Source organism: Pseudomonas sp. S5D5, assembly GCF_003013355.1.
Classification (GTDB): domain Bacteria; phylum Pseudomonadota; class Gammaproteobacteria; order Pseudomonadales; family Pseudomonadaceae; genus Aquipseudomonas; species Aquipseudomonas aylmerensis.
This window is the reverse complement of the sequence record NZ_PTEO01000001.1, coordinates 2212336-2230087: the sequence shown is the minus strand read 5'-3', so window position 1 is coordinate 2230087 and position 17752 is coordinate 2212336. Positions and strand designations below refer to the sequence as shown.

Sequence of the window (17752 nt, the reverse complement as noted above, 5' to 3'; positions counted from 1 at the left end):
ATGACTTTTGATCTGAACCGCCGCCAGGCCCTGCGCCTGCTGGCCGGGGCGGCGGCTGCGCCCCTGGTGTTGCGTTACGGCAGCGCGCTGGCGAATGTCGCCACGCCATTCACGCTGGGGGTCGCCAGTGGCGATCCCTGGCCCGATGGTTTTGTGATCTGGACTCGATTGAGCACGCTGCCGCTGTTTCCTGGCAATGAATACGCGCTGCCGGCGAGCATCCCGGTGGACTGGGAAGTCGGCCTGGATGAACACTTCCAGCGCATTGCCCAGCGCGGACGCACCCAGGCCCTGGCAATCAACGGCCACGCCGTGCACGTGCAATTGCACGGGCTGCAACCGGGCCGCGAGTACTGGTATCGCTTCATCGCCCTGGGCGAGCGCGGGCCGACCGGCCGCGCCCTGACCCTGCCGGCACTGAACGCCAAAGTCGATCACCTGCGCCTGGGCGTCGCTTCCTGCGCCCATTACGAGCGTGGGCTGTTCAGTGCGTATCGGCACATGGCCGACGAGCGTCCCGACCTGGTGCTGTTTCTCGGCGACTACATCTACGAATACACCAACGCCCCCGGCACACAGGGCCTGGCCCGTTCATACGGTGCCCCCGAAGCCACCGACCTGGCCGGCTACCGGTACCGCTACGCACTGCACAAGACCGACCCGGACCTGCAACAGCTGCACGCCGCTGCACCGTGGATCGCGACCTGGGACGACCATGAGGTGCAGGACGACTACTCCGGTGTGTCCTCCAAGGATCCGGGCGTGACCCTCGCGGCCTTCCAGCAACGCCGGGCGGCGGCGTACCAGGCCTTCCTGGAGAACATGCCGTTGCGGCGCCCGCCGCTGGGCAGTAATGGCAGCCCGCAGATTTACCGGCGTTTCACCTATGGCGATCTCGCCGCGATCCCGGTGCTCGATGGCCGCCAGTACCGCTCGCGCCAGCCGTGCTACCAGGCGCCGAATTTCGGCAAAGGCCACATGGAACTGAGCAGTTGCGTGGACCTCTCCGATCCCAAGCGCACGCTGCTGGGGTTTGAGCAGGAACGCTGGCTGTACGACGGTTTGCGCCGCAGCGACAGCCGCTGGAACCTGCTCGCCCAGGATCTGCTGGTGGCGCCGCTGCGGGCGGAACGGCCGGGCACCGATGGCGCGCGGTACTGGACCGACAGCTGGGACGGTTTCCAGGCGGCACGCGGGCGGCTGATCGACAACCTGCGTGACAGCCGGGTGGCGAACCCGGTGGTCTTGAGCGGGGACTATCACTCGTTCTGGGCCAACCATTTGTATGAGCGGCCGGAGGATCCGGAGTCGAAGCTGGTGGCGGCGGAGTTTGTCGGCACCTCGATCACCTCCAATGGGCCGAGCTACGAGGCGGTGCAGTCCATATTGCCGGCCAATCCGCAGATCCGCTTTTACGACAGTCGGCCCCGTGGGTATTTGTCGCTGGACCTGACGCCTGAGCGCCTGGCGGTGAAGATGCAGGCGATCTCCGATCGCCTGGACCCCAACGCCACGGTGTCGACGCTCAAGCACTTTGTCGTGGAGAGTGGCAGCCCGCAGCTTATCGAGGCCTAAAGCTGCACCACCCTCCTGGCAGGAGCCGGCTTGCCGGCGATGGCGGTCGCCGAATTGACGCTCAAAGAAGGCGCCTCATCGCCGGCCAGCCGGCGCCTGCAGGGGGTGTGCTGGCCGGGAATATCGGCCAGCAGGCTACGGGTGTAGTCATGGGCAGGCGCGGTGAAGATCTGTTCACAGGCGCCCTGCTCCACCACCTTGCCCGCCTGCATCACCACCACATGATCGGAAATCTGCCGCACCACCGCCAGATCATGGGAAATAAACAGGTAGCTCAAGCCCAGCCGTTCTTGCAGGTCCGCGAGCAACGTCAGAATCTGTCCCTGAATCGACGCATCCAGCGCCGACAACGCCTCATCCAGCACCAGCAACTGCGGCTCCAATGCCAGCGCCCGTGCAATCGCCACCCGCTGCCGCTGCCCGCCCGACAACTCCACCGGCCGACTCCCCAGCAACCTCGCCGGCAACTCGACCTGTTCCAGCAAGGTCGCCGCGCGCTGTCGGCGCCAGGCGCTGTCGCCCAACGCAAAGGCCTGCAACGGCTCACTGATGATCTGCTCCAGGCTCAACCGTGGGTTCAGCGACGCATAGGGATTCTGATAAACCACCTGGATCTGCCGCCGCAACGCCAGCCACTCGCGGCGCGACACGTGGCTGATGTCCTGCCCATCGAACACCACGCTGCCGCTGTCCAGCCGCTCCAACCCGAGAATCAGGCGCGCAGTGGTCGACTTGCCCGACCCCGACTCCCCCACCAGGCTGGTGGTGCCGTGACGCGGCAGATGGAATGAAACGCCATCCACCGCCAGCGGTGTCGGGTGGCGCCAGGTCGAGAAATCCTTGCGCAGCCCCTGCACCGTCAACAGCGGCGTGGCCTCCACACGCTGCGCACTCACCTGCCGGCGTTGCTGCACCAACAAGCTTGGCGCCGCCTGCAGCAACTGCCGGGTGTAGGCATGCTGCGGCGCCTCGAAGACGCGACGGGCGTCGCCGGTTTCGACGATGCGCCCCTGGTGCATCACCAATAGCCGGTCGGCGCGGTCGAGGGCCACGCCCAGATCATGGGTGATCAGCAACACCGCCGTGCCACGTTCACGGGCCAGGGTTTGCAGGCGGTCGAGAATCTGCCGCTGCACGCCCACATCCAGCGCGCTGGTCGGCTCATCGGCGATCACCAGCGGCGGGTCATTGGCCAGGGCGATGGCGATCAGCACGCGCTGGCGCATGCCGCCGGAGAGTTGATGCGGATAACCGCGAGCAACACGCTCGGCGTCCGCCAGCCCGACTTCGCGCAACAGTGCCACGCTGCGCTGGCGCGCCAGCGGCTTGGGCATGCCGTGCAGGGTCAGGGCCTCGACCAGTTGGTGGCCGATGCGCTTGACCGGGTCGAGGGACAAGCCCGGATCCTGCGGCACAAAGCCCACGCTGCGCCCGCGAATGCTTTGCCACTGGCGTTCGCTGACAGTGGTCAATTCCTCGCCTGCCAGGCGAATGCTGCCGGATTCGATCTGCGCGTTGCCCGCCAGCAAGCCGACCAAGGCCGCCGCCGTGGTCGATTTACCCGAGCCGGACTCGCCGACAATCGCCAGGATCTCGCCGGCCTTGAGCTGGAAATCAATACCCGCCACGCCTTCGGTACGCCCATCGCGGCCGTGATAGGCGATACGCAGGTCGCGTACGTCGAGCAAAAGGTGGTCTGTCATCGTGTGCCTCCTTGATCCTGTTGCAACGCCCGCGCCAGTTGGTTGGCCGACACCACGACCGCAGCCACGACCAGGCCCGGCAGGCTGGTGTACCACCAGGCGGCAATCATGAAGTTGCGCCCTTCGGCCACCAGCAGACCCCATTCGGGTTGCGGCGGTGGCGCGCCGAAGCCGAGAAAACTCAAGGCCGAGACCGACAGCACCGCACTGCCGAATTCCAGCGCGGCCAACGCGAGCACCGGCGCGCTGGCGTGGGGCAGGATGTGCCGCGCGATAATGGTCCACGGCCCGACACCACAGGCCGATGCGGCCTCGACAAAGGTACTCGCACGCCAACGCAACACTTCGCCGCGCACCAGGCGCGCGAAGGTCGCGACCGACGACAGGCCCACCGCCAGGGCGATGTTCAGCGTGCCAAACCCCAGCACCGTGATCACCGCCATGGCCAGCAGCAATGCCGGGATCGCCATCAAGACTTCCACCAGGCGCATCAGCACCGCGTCCACCCAGCCGCCGAAGAACCCCGCCAATACCCCGAGGAGGATGCCGCTGACCAGCGCAATCAGCACCGCCAGCAAGGTCGCGCGCAACGACAGCCCGGCGCCGTACACGGTACGGCTGTAAAGGTCGCGGCCGAGGTGGTCGGTGCCAAACCAGTGCACCAGGGACGGGCTCTGCAAGGCATTGGCCGGCATCCCGAGCAGCGGGTCGAAATGCGTGAACAGTTGCGGCCACAACGCCCAGCCCAACACCAGCAGCAGGACGATCACGCCCAGCGGCAGCAACGGGCGGCGGCGCAACGCGCGCAAGTGGTGCGGACGCGGCAAAACAGCGGTCAAGGCAAGGCTCATCGTGCGGCTCCGCGAATACGTGGGTCGAGCAACGGATACAACAGGTCGACTAGCAGGTTGACCGCGATAAAGATCAATGCCGCCAACACCACCACGCCCTGTACCACCGGAATGTCCTGGGTGCTGACCGCCCCCTGGGCCAGGCGGCCGACGCCCTCACGGGAGAACACGGTCTCGGTGACCACCGAGCCGGCCAGCAGCGAGCCGACAATCACCCCGCTCAAGCTGAGGATCGGGATCACCGCGTTGTGCAGCACATGGGTCAACAGCACCCGCAGCGGGCTCAAGCCCTTGGCGCGCAGAGCATCCACGAATGGCAGGCGCGCGGTGGCGGCCAACGAGCGCGCCAGTACCTGGGCGATCACCGCGCTGGTCGGAATCGCGAGTGTCAGGGTCGGCAGGACCAGTGAGGCAAACCCCTGGTTGCCCATCGCCGGAAACCAGTGCCAGCCGAAGGAAAACCACTGCAACAGCAGCAGCCCCACCCAGAAGGTCGGCAACGACACGGCCACCGCCGGCAACCCGAGCAACAGGTCGCGCAGCCAGCGCCGGCGGGTCAGGCTGGCGACCAGCGCGAGGCTCACGCCCAGCACCAGCGCCACCGCCAGCGACACCAGCGCCAGGGCCGCCGTCTTCGGCAAGGCCTCGGCCAATGACGCCGATACCGGCTGGCCACTCTGGATCGAGTTGCCGAAATCCAGCTGCACGGCATGCCACAGGGCAATGCCGTACTGCACCGCCAGCGGCTCGTCGAGATGGTACTGCGCGCGTAGCGCCGCGACTTGCTGCTGGTTGACGGTGCTCTGCTCGCCGCTCTGGTTGAGCATGATGCTCACCGGGTCGCTGGGCAGCGCGTACAGAATCACGAATGACAGGCTGAACGCCGCCCACAGCACCAGCAACGCCTGGCCGCCACGGCCCAACAGGTACAGCGCGGTGCCCCTCATGGCTGCAACCAGGTGTCGAAGAACTGCAGCCGCGAGGACGCTTCGTAATGCAGGCCCTGGACCTTCTTGCCGTGGGCCAGCACCGTCGCCAGCTCCACCAGGGCAATCGCATGACCGTCACGCAGCAGCAACTCGCTGGCCTGGTCGATCAGTCCCTGGCGCTTGGCGCTGTCGAGGGTCTTGGACGACTCGCTCAACAGCCGGTCCACCTCGCCCGGTTCGCGTTTGTTGATGTTGTAGCCCCGGGCGTCATACACGGTGCGCAGCACGTCCGGGTCGGCGCGGGTCAGGTTGAGAAAGCGCACGCTGAAATCCCCACCGGCCTGGATCGCCGTGACCTGGCTGATGGTGGATTTATTTAGTTGGAAGTCGATGCCCACGCCCTTCAATTGCTGCTGTACCAGTTCCAGGATGGGCGTCTGCTGCCAGTAGTCCAGGCGAAACGCCAGGCGCTTGCCGTCCTTGACCCGCACGCCATCCGCGCCCACTTGCCAGCCGGCCTCGTCCAACAGCCGGCGCGCGCCGTCCGGGTCATAGGCCAACAGGCCGGAAAAGTCGCGGTACAGCGGCGTGCTGGTGGCGAGCAAGGCGGTGGCGGGTTTCTGGTAGCGGGAAATGATGCGCTGCAACTCAGCCCGGTCGATCGCCTTGTTCAGCGCCTGGCGCACCTTGATATCGGCGAACAGCGGCGTCGATTCATTCAGCGCCAGGTTGAACACCACGCCGGGATTGGCACGGGTCAACAGCACCAGGCCCTGGCCTTCGATGCCCGGTTCATCCTGTGGCGCGACGCTGGTGTTCACCTCGATCTGCGCGGACGCCAGGCTGCCCAGGCGCACGCCGGATTCGGGAATGATCAGGAACTCGATGCCGTCGAGCCAGGCCTTGCCCGTGTGGGCCGCCAAGGAAGAACCCCAGGCGTAGTCCTCGCGCCGGCTCAGCGACACTTTCTGGTTATGCACGAATGACTTCAGTACAAACGGCCCCGAGCCGACCAACTGGCCCTGGCAGCGCTCGCCTGACGACAAGGCCAGGTTGGCGGGCGACAACAGTCCCAGGGTCATGGTCGAGGTGGCTTGCAGGAATTGCGCGTTGGACTGCTCGAACTCGACCACCACCGTGTGGCTGTCCGGGGTGTCGATGCGCTTGAGCCCGGCCAGGTAGGTCGAGCCGAGGATCGAGCGCGCGCCCAGGGCCAGGATGCCTTCCAGGTTGGCCTTGACCGCCGCAGCGTCCACCGCCGCGCCGTCGCTGAAGGTCGCGCCCTGGCGCAGCACAAAGGTGAAGCGCCGCGAATCCGCATCCACCTCCCAGCGCTCGGCCAGCCACGGCACGATGGCGCCGGTGACCGGGTCCTGGTCGGTGAGGGAGTCCACCAATTGCCGCCCGACGTTCAGCGCGGTGTTATTGCCTGCCTGCTGCGGGTCGACGCACTGCGGATCGCCGTCCAGGGCCACGCGCAGAGTGCCGCCGCTGTGGGGCTTGGACGGGTCGGCCTGGCTGACCTCGCCGGACGGGCCGCCACAGCCGGCCAGCAGCAGCGCCAACAGTGCGACTGAATACGGCTTCATGAACGCGCTCCCTGACGACGGTTGGCGATGTACGGCAAGCCGAGGTTTTCGCGCAGGGTCTGGCCCTGGTATTCCTGGCGGAACAAACCGCGGCGCTGCAACTGCGGCACCACGCCATCGGCAAAATCGGCGATGCCCTGGTGCAGCCCGGAGAACATCACGTTGAAGCCATCGGCGGCGCCACTTTCGAACCATTCCTGGAAGTCATCCGCCACACTTTCGGGCGTGCCGATCAGGATCCGATGCCCACCGGCGGTGAGCTTGTTGAACAGCTCACGCACGGTCGGGCGCTCGCGGCGGATCAGGTCAAACACCAGCTTCTGCCGGCTCTTGTGGGTGTTGGTGTCGAACTGCTCGGGCGGCAGCGGCACCAATGAATCGAACGGCAGCTCCGACAGGTCGAAACCCAAGCTGGTAAAGCGCGAGATCGAACTGAGGAACGCCTTCGGGTCCTGCAGCTCCTGCAGTTGATCGTATTTGGCCTGGGCTTCGGCCTGGGTACGCCCGATCACGGTGGAGACGCCCGGCAGTACTTTCAGGTGCTCGGGGTTACGCCCCAACCCGGCAGCGGTGTGTTTGATTTCACGGTAGAACGCCTGGCCCTGCTCCACGGTGTGCTGGGCGGTAAAGATCAACTCCCCGGCCCGCGCCGCCAAGCGCCGGCCGGCATCGGAGGAGCCGGCCTGGGCAATCACCGGGTAGCCCTGCACCGGACGCGCGGCGTTGAGCGGGCCCTGCACCTGGAAGTATTTGCCGTGGTGGTTGAGCACGTGCAGCTTGTCGGTATCCAGCCATTGCCCGGACGCCTTGTCCTGGATAAAGGCGTCGTCGGCCCAGCTGTCCCACAGGCCGGTGACCACGTCGTAGAACTCTTCGGCGCGCTCATAGCGGTCGGCGTGCTTGATGTGGTCGTCGCGGTTGAAATTCTCGCCACCGCCCAGTGAGGTCACCAGGTTCCAGCCGACCCGGCCACCGCTGAGGTGATCGATGTTGGCGAACTTGCGCGCAATGTTGTACGGCTCGTTGTAGGTGGTGCTGGCGGTGGCGATCAGGCCGATATGCCGCGTCGCCAGGGCCAGCGCCGGCAACAGCACCAGCGGGTCCCAGCGCACGCTGTTGGGGCCGCGCGCCAGGGCCAGGGGGTCGAGGTCGACGTTCACCGTGTCGTTGAAAAACAACGCATGAAAACGCGCCGCTTCAAGCTTTTCGGCGATCCAGCGAAAGTGCTCGAAATCGCGGAACGAGTCGGCGGCGGCACTCGGGTGGCGCCAGGCCGACCCCATGATCCCGGCACTCGGAATGAAGGCGCCGAGCAGTATCTGTCGTTCTTGTTGGCTCATGTCGCAGTCCTCATCAGAAGGTGTAGGTCGCGCGGGTGTACCAGAACGCACCGTAGGGATCGAACGGCGAGATGCTGCCGAACTTGGGGAACCCGTTGATATCGCCTTGGGGGAACGCGTTGTTGTCGGCCTTGACGTTGAGCAGGTTGTTGGCGCCCACCGCCAGGTTCAGGTCCTTGGTGAGGTTGTAGGCCACCTCCAGGTCGGTGAGCCACTTGGCGCCGTAGGTCACGTCATAGGCCGGGTTGGTGTCACGGGCGATGACCTTGTCGTAGCGGGTCAGGCCGGCGTTGATGTCAAACTTGTCGACCTTCCAGTTGGCGCTGAGGATCAGCTTGGTCTTGGGGTTGGCCACGGTCAGGTATCCCTGGGCCACGCGGTCGAACAGCGCCAGGTTGCTGCCCACGGCGGTGAGTGCGGCGGGCGTCGACTTGATGCTGTCGATCGTGGTCTTGTTGTAGTTGGCCGCCACGCCATATTTGACGGTGCCGAAGGCGCCGTAATCGACGCGGTAGTCGGTGACCAGGTCGATGCCGCGCGTGGTGGTGTCGGCGGCGTTGGTGAAGTACTTGACCCGGTAGCCAGGGCGGAAGCCGTTGGCCTGCAGGATCTGGTCGACGCCGCTGCCGTAGAGGAAACCCGTCTGGGCGATGCGGTCGCTGATCTCGATCTGATAGGCGTCCACAGTGATATTCGCTTCGGGCACCGGCTTGTAGGCGAAGCCGAGGCTGATATTGCGCGACTTCTCCGGCTTCAGATCCTCTGCGCCAAGCGCCTGGGCCAGCGGCGAATCGACCCGCACCGACTTGGCCTCGACGAACTGCGCCACGCCATTGACGGTGGTGTATTGGTTGGCGGTCTGCGCATACACCGATTGCGACAGCGACGGCGCGCGAAAACCGTTGCTGAGGGTGCCGCGCAAGGCGAATTCAGGGGTGAAGTCATAGCGCAACGAGAGCTTGCCGCTGCTGGTGTTGCCTGAGCTGTCGTCGTAATACTCGAAGCGCCCGGCCACGCCCACATAGAGTTTCTCGGTGGGGTTGAGGCCCACATCCAGGTAGCTGGCGTAGCTGTTGCGACTGGCCTGGCCTTCGTCATCCGGGGTCAGGGTGATTGCGCCCTGGGCGCCCACCGCGCCGGGTTGCCCGGCCAGCGGACCGCTGGGGTAGACATAGCCGCCGTTGATGTAAGACAGCGGGTTGCCCGACTCGGTCTTGTAGCGCTCATGCCGATGCTCGAGGCCGGCCGAGACTTGCAGCGGCTTGCTCAGGCCGATGTCGAAGGCGCGGGTCAGGTCGAGGTTGTTGGTCCACTGGTCAAAATAGTTGGTGTAGGTGGTGAAGTGCGTGGGGCTCGACGGGCCGAGCGAGGCGTTGAGGGTCTCGTCGGCGCCGGCCACGCCCTTGTCGCGGCCAAAGGTCGAACTCAAGTCCCAGTTCCACTCGGCGATCTTGCCCTTGCCGCCAGCCGCGACCTGGTAGTCGGTTTCGCGCAGGGTGTAGAACGGCGCCGTACCGTCGGGGTAAATCGAGGGGATGATGTTGGTGGAGTTGGGCCGCCGGTAGTTCTGCCCGCCCCGCGCGTCGCGCTGGCTGAGGGTCGAGAACGAGTACAGGGTCACGTCGTCCAGGGGCAGTTCGGCGTTGTAGGCGACGTTGATCGCCTTGATTTTCGGCAGGCCGTTTTTCTGCACGTCCTTGTCGTTGGCCTCGCGCGGGTCCGGTGAGCCGTTGGCCTGCGGGTAGTAGAACGCGCCCGTCGCATCGCGGGCACGCACGGCGGTCTGCTGGGACTTGGCGTCCAGCGACAGGTTGAAAAAGCCGTCGTTGGGCAGCGCGAAACCGTTGTTCAGGGTCTGGCGAATCGTGCCGCCGTCGCCCTTGGTGTACTCGCCATAGGAGGTGCTGACCGAGCCACCGTTGTCGTTCTGCTTGAGGATGATGTTGATCACCCCGGCAATCGCGTCCGAGCCGTACTGCGCCGAGGCGCCGTCGCGCAGCACCTCGATATGGTCGATGGCGCTGACCGGGATCATGTCCAGGTCCACCGGGTTGGTGCCGTAGGCCGCCGTGGAGTCGAGGTTGATCACCGCGCTGTTGTGGCGGCGCTTGCCGTTGACCAGCACCAGCACGTTGGAGCCGTTGAGGCCGCGCAGGCTGTAGGGCCGCGCGATGCTGTCGTTGGACGTGCCCGAAGGCCGCTGGGAAAACGACGGCAGGGTTTTCTGCAAGGCGGTCCGCAGGCTGCTGGAGCCGGTTTTCTCCAGCTGCTGGGCGCTGATCACATCGATAGGCGACGGACTGCTGGTGACGGTGCGCGCCTCGCTGCCGCGCGAGCCGGTGACGATCACCGTGTCGAGCGTGTCATCGCTGGTGGCGGCGTAGGCTGGCAGCATGGAAAAGCCGGCGAATATCAAGGGAGCGAGTTGCAGGGTGGAACGGTAGGCAATGGGTTTCATGGCAGGTCAACTGTTCAGAATAGGGTTGAAGTCGTCACGCCACAGCGGTCGTGCATCGACGCTCTGGCTGATCAAATGGTTGGCATAAAACAGGTCGGCCACCTGCTGCTGGGAGGTCATGGCGTCGGCATCGATTGCTTGCAGGCGGCCCGGCCGGCTGCGTTGCTGGAACTGGCGCAGGTACAGGGCACGATCGATGCCGGTCAGCGCTTCACTGCGCTCGGCCCAGCGTTCGGGATGGGCGTTGACCCAGGCCCAGGTAGCTTGCTCACGCCGCAAGAAATCGCCTACCTGGCTGCGGCGTTGAGGGTTGGCCAATACCTGTTGCGTGGTCGCAATCACGTAGTTGCCGGAGTAGTAGCGGCTGACGTCCGCCAGCAGTTCGCCGTCCATCTGGCTGGTGGCTTGCAGCGCGCTGATGCCGCCGGTGGCGATGGCATCCACATGGCCGTTGCGAAACGCGGTGAGTGCGTCCTGCATCGGCAGCGGTACCGCCGTCACATCGGCAAGGGACAGGCCGTTCTGCGCGCCCATGTTCAGCACAAAGTAGTGAGTGTTGGTGGCCCGTACGTAGCTGATGGTCTTGCCCTTGAGGTCCTGGACCGTGCGGATGCCAGCGCCTTTTTTCACCACCAGACTCGTGTCGTTGCGGTCGCCTGCGTACTGGGCCACCAGTGCAATCGGCACCTTGGCGATCGAGGCGAAGATCGGCGGGATCTCGCTCATGAACGCGTAGTCCAGGTGGCCGCTGCTCAGGGCTTCGAGTACCAGGTTGCCGCCGCTGACATCCACCCATTCCACCGGGTACGGCGTGTCGGCCTGGCCGGCGTCGGCCAGAAACGACGCGGCGGTGCCCTTGTAGCGCCACACGCGCAAGGGTTCGGCGGCCTGGGCGCCCAGCAGCGCGCCAGCCGCGAGGGTGCCGCCAGCCAACAGTAATTGCCGACGAGTCAGGGTGTGCATGGCAGGTGCCTCAGTCGAGCAGGTCGGGTTCTTCGGTGCGGATCTGGTCCCACAGCGGCAGGAAGTTGAGCCAGGCGAAGAACTCGTGGCGGGCCTTGTCGATGCCGCCCTCCAAGGCGTCCGCCGGCGGCACCAGCGGCTGCCCGGCCGACCGCGCGGCGAGGTGCACGCGGGCGGTGTCTTCGGCGAGGATGAACCGCCAGGCGGCGCTTTCCACCGTCGCGCCGGTGACCCACAGGCCATGGTTCTGCCACACCAACAGGTTGTTCTGGGCGAAGGTCTCGACGAACGCCTGGCTGACGATGTTGCGGTCCTGTTCCAGCGCGCCACTGGCGGTGCGCAGGGCGTGACGCGGGAAGATCACCTGGTCATTGAGGAAGGCGCCGGACTCGGCGGTGATCGGCTCGAACAGCTGGCCCAACGACGACCAGACGCGGCCATGAAAACCATGAAAGTGCGCAATGCCGACTACGTCCGGGCGCGCCTGTTGCAGGTCGTGGTGCAGTTCCAGGGCGCTGGTATTCAGCAGGCCCTCGCCTTCCACCACTTGGCCATTGCCATCGACGCGCAACAAGTGCGACACGGTGATCTGCGAGAACGGCACGCCCAGCGGGTTGATCCAGTACTGCTCGGGATGGACCGGGTCGCGGGCGGTGAAATGTCCCGCCACGCCTACCTCGAAACCCAGGCGGCCGAACAGGCGGTAGGCGGCCGCCAGGCGCTGCTTGCGGTGCAGGCGCTCTTGCAGCGGGTCGTCATGGGTGGGCACGGCGCCCAGCGCCAGGCGATTATTGTCGTAGGGCAAGGTGTAGATGGTTTGTGGGAACAGTGTGGAATGACTCATACAGGCAACCCCTGATCAGGCAGTTTTTATAGGCGAGCGAATCCGTGGCTCGGCAGGGCCGGCAGTGAAAACGCAAGGACGGTGTGGCGGCGGGAAGTGTGGTCAGGTCGTCATGATCAGGGGGCCCCTCGCAGGTGGGTATCGTCGGTGCTCACCTCCACCATGCGAGGGGTCGGGTCGAGTGTGTTGTCGCTGGGTTGAAAGGTATTCGTCTAAGAAACGTCTGTAAAAGGCTTTGTAGTCATATGCTAATAATCAGCTTTTTTTAATATGCTTGCGGTGGATGATCAGTTAATTGCATTTTTTGGGGTTTGGGGGATGGGGGGCATATCCGTTATTTGGGTGATGGTCGACTATGGTTCCGCTCTTACAGCGGGTCACTTTTGGAAAAGAGCCCCAAAAGTAACCAAAAAGGCTCTTGCCCCAACACTCGGCACCTCGCCTAGGCTCGGTGTGCCCGTAATCCGACATTGATTTGGGGGGCCGCCGCCACGCGCCATCCATGGCGCGGGGCGGCTAAACCTGCATCCCTGCCGGTTTACCCCCCAAATCAATATCGAATTCCGGCCAGCGTGTTTAATGGGGCGCCCAGATCAAGATCAAAAGCAAAAGCAAGGCGGCCTGGCAGCCGGCCTGAGTGGTTAGATCAAGAGCGGATATGTGTAGGAGCTGGCTTGCCTGCTCCCACAGGAATTGAGGTATGGCTCAGGCCCCCGGGTGTATAGAGATCAAATGTGGGAGCTGGCTTGCCTGCGATGGTCGTTAACGATGACGCGAGAAAATCAGAATGCACGCGGCGCACCCACATTTTTTTCGCCGGCAAGCCGGCTCCTACAGAGATCAAAAAGCGCATCCACGATGCGAAGCGAGCCGCTTTTGATCTTGATCTGAGGCGCCCCATTAAACACGCTGGCCGCACGCAGGTTTGAATCCGTGGGTAACCCGGCAGGACGCCGGGTTAGCCGCACTGGGCCAGGGATGGCCCATTGCGGCGGCCCACGGATTCAAGCCTGCGTGCGGGCACACCGAGCCTAGGCGAGGTGCCGAGTGTTGGGGCAAGAGCCCTTTGGTTACTTTTGCGCTGTTCAAAAGTGACCCGCCGTAAGGGCGGACCCCATTGCAGCCATTACCCAAACAACGGATCCCCACACAATCTAAGCCCCAACAACCCTCAAAACCTCATCCGTCACCCGCGCCGCCGTGTGGCGATTCACCGGCACCGGCAAGCCCAGGTGCCCACGCAAAGTGTCGTGGCTGTACTCATGGCGAAACAACCCACGCTCACGCAACAGCGGCAAAACCTGATCGGTAAACCGCGCAAAGTCATCCGGCGCGCCCACGTGGATGTTGAAACCATCCACCGCGCCCTCGACAAACCAGCGCTCGATCTCGTCCGCCACGGTCTTCGGCGAGCCGACGAAACTCGAAAACGGCTTGGCAAAACGCAGCGCCGCCTGGCGCAGGGTCAGCTTCTGGTCACGGGCCACCTGCTTGATATTCTCGGCATGCCCGCGATAGCCGTTGCTGCCCAGGTCGCCCAGTTCCGGAAAAGGTTCGTCGAGCGGGTACTGGCTGAAGTCGTGGTAGTTGAACGGCCGCCCCAGTTGTACCAGCGCCTTGTCCAGGTCCAGCTCGCCATTGCGCGCGCGGTCGATGGCCTGGGCCTCTTCGTCGGTGTCGGCAATGATCGGCGAAATGCCCGGCAGGATGGTCACGTGGTCAGGGTTGCGCCCCGCCGCTGCGGTGCGTTGCTTGATGTCGCTGTAGTAGGCCTGGGCGTCCTCGAAGTTACCCACGCCGGCAAAAATCCCCTCGGCATAATTGGCCGCCAGGCTGCGCCCGGACTCGGAGATGCCCGCCTGGAAAATCACCGGCTGACCCTGCGCCGAACGCTGGATATTCAGCGGCCCGGTCACCGAGAAAAACTCGCCATGGTGGTCGAGACGATGTTGGCGCTGCGGGTCGAGAAAGACCTTGCTGGCTTTGTCGCGCACGAAGGCGTCGTCCTCGTAGGAGTCCCACAGGCCTTGCACCACCTCCAGGTGTTCGGCCGCGCGGCGGTAGCGCTCGGTATGGTCGATATGCTGTTCACGGCCAAAGTTGCCAGCTGCGCCTTCAAGGCCCGTGGTGACTACGTTCCAGCCGGCACGCCCGCCGCTGATCAGGTCCAGCGAGGCGAACTGCCGCGCGACGTTGAAAGGTTCGGTATAGGAGGTGGTCAACGTCGCCACCAGGCCGATCTTCGAGGTCGCCCCGGCGATGGCCGAGAGCAAGGTCAGTGGCTCCAGGCGGTTGAGAAAATGCGGCGCCGAATCCGCAGTGATGTAGGGGCTGTCGACGATGAAGACCAGGTCGAACTTGGCCGCTTCCGCCTGCCGCGCCTGGGCACGGTACCAGTCGATATCGACACTGGCATCGCCTGGGATCTGCGGGTGCAGCCATTCGTTTTGCGCGGTGCCGACACCGGTGAGGATGGCGCCGAATTTGAGTTGCCGTAGTGCTGTGGACATGGGAGGTCTCCTGGTTGGCATCAAGCGGTGCGGGCAGCGATGGCTTCGACTTCCACCAGTGCACCGGGCAGTGGCAACGCCACCACTTGCAACGCCGTGCGCGCGGGTTTGTGCGGCTGCTCGGGCGTGCCGAAGAACTGCGTATAGCCACGCTGCAAGCCGGCAAAATCGAGCTTGCCGGCCGTCTCTTCGGCGCCGACCAGGAACACGCGCAATTGCACGATATCGCCCAGGTCGAGGTCGTGTTGCTGAAGGATCCTGCGGATCTTGTTGAACACCGACACGGTCTGCACTTCGGTATCGCCATAGGCCGCCGGCGTGCCCGCCTGGGCATTGGCGTCGTGCAGGTCCGGCAAGGTGCCGCTGACGAAGATCAGGCTGGCGGAGGCCGGCACGGTGACGGTCTGCGAGATCGGGAAATCGCCGACGCTGGTACGTTGAATGCTGTCGCTCATGGTGTTGATCCTCAGGAGGCGGCCAGGGCCGCAAGGTGGGTTTGTTGGGTCACGCGCTCAGCCAATTGCGCGACCACATGCCGTGCCGAGTTGGCCGCCGATTCCTGCCAGATACCCACGCCGCTTTGCACCAGGCCATCGCCGGCGAAGTACACGCGCCCATGCGCCTGTTCGAGCAAGGCACTGGCGTCGGCGGGGAAGTGTTCGCGTTGCAGCCACGGGCCTTCGCTGTAGGGAATCTGTTCCCAGGACACGGCCAGCGGGTTGCGCAGGTGTTTCGAGTAGCCCGGGTGCAACAGCTCCACGGCTTCCTTGGAGGTGGCGTACTGCTTGTCGAACGGCTGGGCGCCAAAGGCAGCGGCGCCCTCTCCGGTCACGTAGCCCGCCACCAGCAGGCCTTCGCGGGTGTTGAGATCGTTGCTCGGGTACCACAGCAGGCGCGCCGGGTGCTCGATCCAGGACAGGCCGCCGTAGGTGCGATAGTCGGTCTCCCAGAAGCGCGGCGATTGCCAGGCGACTTTGGTGGCCTGGTCGCTGCGGGTGCTGAGCAAGGCGGCCTTGATCGGGTCGCTGAAGTCCGTATCGAGCCTGGCCAGCAGCGGCAACGGCAGGGTCGAGACCAGGTAATCGGCGCGGACCACCTGTTCACGGCCACTCGGGGTGTCGTGGTAGGTGACTGCCACGCCGTCTTCCAGCTGGCGGATCTGGCGCACCTGCGCGCCCAGTTGCACCTGTCCACGAACCCGCTCGTAGAACGCATCGGTGATGCGGTCCATGCCGCCGACCGGCTGGAACATGGTCGCCGAGAATTCCGGAAACTCGGTGTGCAACAAAGCGCCCCAGAGTTCCGGGTGCAGCAGTTGATCCAGCGCCAGCGGACCACGGCTGGCCGGCAAGGCACCAGGATGCGCGGGCGATTCCAGGTGCCCGGAACGAATCGTGCCCTCGAAGGCCAGCTCCTGGGACAGGTCGCCATACACCTGCAGGAACGCCAGCAACCGCGTGCGTTCTTCACTGCTCAACACATCATCGAGGGCATCGCGCTGCACCGCCTTGGCCAGCAACCCGGACAGGTGCCCGCGCGCATCGTTGATCGCCTGGCCGACGGTGAACGCCGGCTTGCTCACATCCGGCCGCACCTGAGCGCCATGGCTGCTGTTGACCAGCACTTCGAGGGGCACGCCCAGCTCGCTGCAGTAGTCGAGAATCGTGCGGTGCTGGCTGGGGATGCGCGCAGGGCCGGCGTTGAAATACAGGCCCTGATCGAATGCCACGGTTTGCGTGCGGCCGTCCTTGTAGTCGACGCGGTCGCCGTTGCGCAGGGTCCAGGTGCGTCCGCCGACCCGCTCACGCGCCTCCAGCACTTGCACACTGAAGCCGGCGCGGGTCAATTCCAGGGCGGTGACCAGGCCGGCAATCCCGGCACCGAGCACCAGCACGCGGGTGCCCTGCCCCAGGCCTTCCTTGAGTTTCAGCGGTTGCGGGCGGCGGTGGGATGAAGGCCCCAGGCCCAATACCGCGAGCGCATCCTTGACGGCTTTTTCGCCACCGACCGCAGCAATGCTGGACAGCGCTTCACGTCGTGTCAGTCCCATGTCAAATCCTCCTTAATCCGGCAGGCCCGGTGGGTTGATCAGCGACTTGTCGACCCGCTCCACGTCCAGGCCCCAGCGTTGCAGCACCTGCTCGTATTGGCCGCCGGCAATCGCGCCTTCCAGCGCGGTGTGGATCGGCTTGACCAGACCGTTGTCCTTGCGCGTGGTCACGGCGATATCCGCCTGCAACGGCCAGCCACCGTTGACGGTGCCGACGCGCTTGATGCCGCCGGTGATCGCGGCGGAATAGGCGTACACCGAGTTCGGCCCGAACAGCGCATCACTGCGCCCGGACTGCACCGCCAGTTGCGCGGCGGCCTGGTCGTCGAAGTACTGCAACAGCGCAGGCTTGCGGCCGGCCTTTTCATTGGCGTCGTTCCAGGCCAGCAGGACTTTTTCCTGGTTGGTGCCGGAGCCGACGATGATCTTCAGCCCCGCAATGTCCTCGGCCTGTTTGATCTCAGTGATCTTGCTGGTGCTCTTCACGTAGAAGCCCAGCACGTCCTGGCGATAGGTGGCGAAGTCAAAGCGCTTCTTGCGCGCCTCGGTCACGGTGACGTTGCTGATCACCGCGTCGTATTTGCCCGAACTGACACCCAGGGGCCAGTCTTCCCAACTGGTCTGCACCACGTTGAGTTGCAGGCCGAGGCTGTCGGCCACCAGTTGCGCGGTATCGGCTTCGCTGCCGATGGTGGTCTTGTCGTCACTGGCAAGCAGCGCCAGGGGCGGCCCGGCGACACCGGACACGGCGACGGTGAACTTGCCCGGCTGGGCGAACTTGAAGCCTGGCGGGATCTGCGCGATCGCCGCTTCATTGCGCGGCACATGGATGCGCACGCGGTCAGGGCTGAGGTCAACCTGTTGCACGGCGAAGGCGCTTTGCGCGGTGCTGACGGCCAGCGCCAGCAGGGCCACGCGGGCTGTGGTGATAAACATGGGC

Annotated in this window: 13 protein-coding genes; 1 reads left to right on the top strand and 12 read right to left on the bottom strand. The window is 64.9% G+C overall.

Going from position 1 to position 17752, the window contains the following annotated elements; genetic code table 11:
• Nucleotides 1-1575, top strand: coding sequence for an alkaline phosphatase (locus tag C9990_RS10580; RefSeq protein ID WP_106803233.1), 1575 nt, complete (start codon nt 1-3; stop codon nt 1573-1575).
• On the opposite strand, the gene C9990_RS10575 is transcribed toward C9990_RS10580, so the two are convergent.
• From C9990_RS10575 to C9990_RS10515, 12 genes are all read right to left on the bottom strand, one after another.
• Nucleotides 1572-3278: an ABC transporter ATP-binding protein gene (locus C9990_RS10575; RefSeq protein WP_106803232.1), complete on the bottom strand. Its 1707-nt coding sequence runs from the start codon at nt 3276-3278 to the stop codon at nt 1572-1574. The genes C9990_RS10580 and C9990_RS10575 overlap by 4 nt on opposite strands.
• Entirely contained in the window at nt 3275-4129 is an 855-nt protein-coding gene (locus C9990_RS10570) for an ABC transporter permease (protein ID WP_106803231.1), read from the bottom strand. The genes C9990_RS10575 and C9990_RS10570 overlap by 4 nt, the downstream gene beginning before the upstream one ends.
• Nucleotides 4126-5076 carry an ABC transporter permease gene (locus tag C9990_RS10565; RefSeq protein ID WP_106803230.1) on the bottom strand — a complete coding sequence of 317 codons (951 nt, stop codon included), beginning with the start codon at nt 5074-5076 and terminating at the stop codon, nt 4126-4128. The genes C9990_RS10570 and C9990_RS10565 overlap by 4 nt, the downstream gene beginning before the upstream one ends.
• Nucleotides 5073-6647 (bottom strand): ABC transporter substrate-binding protein, encoded by a 1575-nt coding sequence (locus tag C9990_RS10560; RefSeq protein ID WP_106803229.1) that lies wholly within the window; start codon nt 6645-6647, stop codon nt 5073-5075. The genes C9990_RS10565 and C9990_RS10560 overlap by 4 nt, the downstream gene beginning before the upstream one ends.
• Nucleotides 6644-7987, bottom strand: a complete 1344-nt coding sequence (locus tag C9990_RS10555; protein ID WP_106803228.1) for an LLM class flavin-dependent oxidoreductase — start codon at nt 7985-7987, stop codon at nt 6644-6646. The genes C9990_RS10560 and C9990_RS10555 overlap by 4 nt, the downstream gene beginning before the upstream one ends.
• A 13-nt stretch (nt 7988-8000) precedes the next feature.
• Complete coding sequence (locus C9990_RS10550) at nt 8001-10445, bottom strand: TonB-dependent siderophore receptor (RefSeq protein WP_106803227.1); 2445 nt, start codon at nt 10443-10445, stop codon at nt 8001-8003.
• 6 nt (nt 10446-10451) lie between these two features.
• The gene (locus tag C9990_RS10545) at nt 10452-11408 is read right to left on the bottom strand and encodes an ABC transporter substrate-binding protein (RefSeq protein ID WP_106803226.1); all 957 of its coding nucleotides are present in this window, start codon (nt 11406-11408) and stop codon (nt 10452-10454) included.
• A gap of 10 nt (nt 11409-11418) precedes the next feature.
• Nucleotides 11419-12252, bottom strand: a complete 834-nt coding sequence (locus C9990_RS10540) for a class II aldolase/adducin family protein (protein ID WP_106803225.1) — start codon at nt 12250-12252, stop codon at nt 11419-11421.
• Nucleotides 12253-13406: 1154 nt separating this feature from the next.
• Entirely contained in the window at nt 13407-14762 is a 1356-nt protein-coding gene (locus C9990_RS10530) for an LLM class flavin-dependent oxidoreductase (RefSeq protein WP_106803224.1), read from the bottom strand.
• Between the two features lie 20 nt (nt 14763-14782).
• Entirely contained in the window at nt 14783-15217 is a 435-nt protein-coding gene (locus tag C9990_RS10525; RefSeq protein WP_106803223.1) for a RidA family protein, read from the bottom strand.
• A gap of 11 nt (nt 15218-15228) precedes the next feature.
• Nucleotides 15229-16812 carry an FAD-dependent oxidoreductase gene (locus tag C9990_RS10520; protein ID WP_065903546.1) on the bottom strand — a complete coding sequence of 528 codons (1584 nt, stop codon included), beginning with the start codon at nt 16810-16812 and terminating at the stop codon, nt 15229-15231.
• Between the two features lie 12 nt (nt 16813-16824).
• Entirely contained in the window at nt 16825-17748 is a 924-nt protein-coding gene (locus tag C9990_RS10515) for an ABC transporter substrate-binding protein (protein WP_065903548.1), read from the bottom strand.
• Nucleotides 17749-17752 lie beyond the last annotated feature (4 nt).

What these genes read in the sequence shown, in the direction of transcription:
- C9990_RS10580 (WP_106803233.1), top strand. Translation starts at nt 1, where the DNA reads ATGACTTTTGATCTGAACCGCCGCCAGGCCCTGCGCCTGCTGGCCGGG.
- C9990_RS10575 (WP_106803232.1), bottom strand. Translation starts at nt 3,278, where the DNA reads ATGACAGACCACCTTTTGCTCGACGTACGCGACCTGCGTATCGCCTAT.
- C9990_RS10570 (WP_106803231.1), bottom strand. Translation starts at nt 4,129, where the DNA reads ATGAGCCTTGCCTTGACCGCTGTTTTGCCGCGTCCGCACCACTTGCGC.
- C9990_RS10565 (WP_106803230.1), bottom strand. Translation starts at nt 5,076, where the DNA reads ATGAGGGGCACCGCGCTGTACCTGTTGGGCCGTGGCGGCCAGGCGTTG.
- C9990_RS10560 (WP_106803229.1), bottom strand. Translation starts at nt 6,647, where the DNA reads ATGAAGCCGTATTCAGTCGCACTGTTGGCGCTGCTGCTGGCCGGCTGT.
- C9990_RS10555 (WP_106803228.1), bottom strand. Translation starts at nt 7,987, where the DNA reads ATGAGCCAACAAGAACGACAGATACTGCTCGGCGCCTTCATTCCGAGT.
- C9990_RS10550 (WP_106803227.1), bottom strand. Translation starts at nt 10,445, where the DNA reads ATGAAACCCATTGCCTACCGTTCCACCCTGCAACTCGCTCCCTTGATA.
- C9990_RS10545 (WP_106803226.1), bottom strand. Translation starts at nt 11,408, where the DNA reads ATGCACACCCTGACTCGTCGGCAATTACTGTTGGCTGGCGGCACCCTC.
- C9990_RS10540 (WP_106803225.1), bottom strand. Translation starts at nt 12,252, where the DNA reads ATGAGTCATTCCACACTGTTCCCACAAACCATCTACACCTTGCCCTAC.
- C9990_RS10530 (WP_106803224.1), bottom strand. Translation starts at nt 14,762, where the DNA reads ATGTCCACAGCACTACGGCAACTCAAATTCGGCGCCATCCTCACCGGT.
- C9990_RS10525 (WP_106803223.1), bottom strand. Translation starts at nt 15,217, where the DNA reads ATGAGCGACAGCATTCAACGTACCAGCGTCGGCGATTTCCCGATCTCG.
- C9990_RS10520 (WP_065903546.1), bottom strand. Translation starts at nt 16,812, where the DNA reads ATGGGACTGACACGACGTGAAGCGCTGTCCAGCATTGCTGCGGTCGGT.
- C9990_RS10515 (WP_065903548.1), bottom strand. Translation starts at nt 17,748, where the DNA reads ATGTTTATCACCACAGCCCGCGTGGCCCTGCTGGCGCTGGCCGTCAGC.